The sequence below is a fragment of the Trinickia sp. genome (assembly GCF_051954495.1).
GTDB lineage: Bacteria > Pseudomonadota > Gammaproteobacteria > Burkholderiales > Burkholderiaceae > Trinickia.
Genome location: NZ_JBQCHR010000047.1, coordinates 1 through 2,820, shown reverse-complemented (window position 1 = coordinate 2,820; position 2,820 = coordinate 1). Strand labels below are relative to the sequence as shown.

Annotated in this window: 1 pseudogene; it reads right to left on the bottom strand. The window is 66.1% G+C overall.

What is annotated here, in order from left to right:
- Positions 1 to 404: 404 nt before the first annotated feature.
- Positions 405 to 2,820 (bottom strand): annotated as a pseudogene (locus ACTHNR_RS07560) (hypothetical protein); the annotation flags it as partial.

Here is a 2,820-nt window from a genome sequence, read left to right as displayed (position 1 = left end):
TTCCTCTTCCTCGGATCCTTCTTCGCCGATTTCGGCCAGCATTGGCTTGGACAGCGCATTTGCGCGCTGCTCGCGATCTTCCTGTTCGAACAGCTCGGCGAGCGTCATGCGCCTCGGATTACGTTGTGCGTACGTGTTGTCTGGTAATACCGCATTCGATCGCGCCTCCGCGCCGACGGCGTGCGTGGTGCGCCGCGGCTTAGCGCTGCTCAGCGCCTCGAGCGCAGGTGAAACGAAGAGCGAGCGCGACGGCGCGCGAGAGATGGACGGCTCGCGAGCGTCCGTGTGCGTCGCTCCCTGTTCCGACGTCGGGCCCCCAAGCGGGGGCAGGCGAGGATCGATCTTCATCTATCTAACGTCCGTTTCGCGCCGGATGTCGGCAGGGTCGTTGCGCGGGTCCTGCGTCATGCTTCTCGCTCCGAGTGATCCGGAGCCGAATCGAACACCGCCCTGATCCGTTCTCCGATCACTTCCTCGGAATCCGGGTTCGGGCTCGCCTCCCACCAGGGCTTGGCCTCGGTTCCCTCGGTTGGCCGCCCCGGTTCAGGCGTGCGAACGGCAGGCCGCTCGTCGACCGGATCGAGGGCGGCCGGATCGGGGCTGGCCGCGAGCCAGGCTCTGACGCGGCTGTGCGCGCTCTTTCGATCTCGCTTGGGTGCTTGGACGAAGCCCTCGGCTTCAGGCTGCGCCAGGGAACCTGAATCAGGGCTCGCTTCAAGCCATGCTTTGACGTCTCTTCGCACCGTCTTCGGGTTGCGCTTGGGCGTGCGAACGAAGCCGTCTTCTTCGAGCGGCTGCTTCGAATCCGGATGGGGGCTCGCCTGCAGCCACGTCTTGACGTTCTTTCGCGCCGCCTTCGAATTGCGTTTGGGCGTGGCAATGAAACCGTCTTCGGCCATCGCCCCAGTGGAGTCAGGATGCGGACTCGCCGTCAGCCAGCTGCGGACGTCTTTTCGCATGGCTTTGGGGTTACGTTTGGGCGTGCGAACGAAAGCCTGTTCGTCCATCGCCGGGGCGACTGGCGTCTCGCTCGTGCGCCGGCCGGCTCCGAGCCTGGTACGCGCTCGTTCGGCGGCGAGACCCGAAACGCGCCACTCGTCGGCGCGGCCGATTACGCGCGACCCGAGCGAGTCGCCGGCGTCGGGCTCGCTGGATTGCTGCGGTCGATCGTCAGCCGTTGCGTTGGCTTGCTCGGCCGCATCGCGTGTGCCGCTCGCGGCGGTTGTCTCGCGCGGGGATATCGGATCGGCGGCCGTTTCGTCCACCGGCTCGGCTGTTTCTTGAACCGCATCGGCCGGCCGGTGGACGGCTTGGAAATGATTGCCGAACATGACGATGCCGACGGGCTGCGCGCCCAGCGCCGATGCTTGGAAACGCACGGGGCCATCGGCGCTTGGCGTGATCAGCTGGACGTTCATGTCGGCTCGATAGTCGCGATTGACCGTTCGGATCAGTTCCTCGAGCGCCGGCTCGTCGTCGTAAAGCATACGATCGCCTTGCTCGATCTCGGGATACGCCTGCGCCAACTGTGCGCGGTAGCGCGCGGCCGTTTCCGCGAGCTCGGGCTCCGATGCCCTATCGTAGCGGCCTGTCGCATGCTGCAGGAGCGAGATGATGAGACAGTCCATACCGCTGCCGCTGTTGTAGGCGGCGCTGATGCCGCGTTGCCCGAACCACTGCAGGGTCTCGGCGCGGCCTTCGCCCATCATCATGTCGCGTTGGGCGTCGAGTGCGCTATTCACCGCCGGCTCTTGCTCCGTCGCGGCGGTCGAGGGCGTTTGCGCGGGCCGCGGGCGAAATGCCGCTTCGGGACGCGCCGCCGGGATGTCGCCATGCGTGACGCGCGCGCTGTGTCCCAACTCGGGGATCTCGCGCAATGCAAGCGCCGCCGCGCGCGGATCGAATAGGGTGGAACTAGGGGATTCCTCGGCAATCGGCGCATCGCCAGGCGGAGGCGATGTCTCGTTCCCCGCGGTGGGAATGCTTTCCTGCCGTGGGCCGTCTTCCACGGTTTTGCCCGTCGCGAGATCGGTTAGACGTTCGCGCACCCCCGGGCTCATTTGATTGCCGCGATCGACCGCGCGGCGCGTGGTCGCCAGCGGGACCTGTGCAATGACCTGCGCGATGGGGCTGGCAATTGAAACGCGGACGCTGTCGGCGAACATCTTGGCTTGCCGCGCGACGAATTTCGCTTTCGTTGCGACGGGCGCTTGTCGATAGCGCCAATCGTAGTACCCCGTCGTGCCGCTGAGCTTGGCCGAGGACAGCTTGGCGCCTCCCAGGGAAACCTGAATCTCCTCCGGTACGTCCTTCGACGTTTCGATGGCTTCGAGCAGCTTGTCGAGCGCGGCGTCGTTGTGCCGGTCGCTCAGATCGAGCAACATCGAGTTCGCGGCGGAGAGGTCGAGCTTGAACACGACCGGATCCCCTTCGCGCTTGAGGGTGTCGACGAGCTGGCTCATGCCGGTCTTTTGGAATCGCGCGCGCTCGGCCGCGGAGTAGGGCGCCGTCACCGGCGCGCTGCCCTGCACGAGCAGGCGCGCATCGTTCTGATCGCCGTACTTGGCTTCGGGATGAATCCCATGACTGACTGCGATGTCCTTCTCGACGGTGAGCGCCAAGCCGGCGGTCGCGCCAAATGCGTTGACGGCTCCGGCCAACGCGGCGGGGCCGGCGTTGGTCATCGTATAGCGCTCGCGCTCGCCTATCGTATTGGCCTTGGCGAGCTTGGTCGCCTCCACTTGCTTGCGCGCGTCGCTGCTGAAGAGGTCGCGCGCGTCATGGTTTTCGATCGCCGCCAGGGCGCTTGCCGCCGCTTGC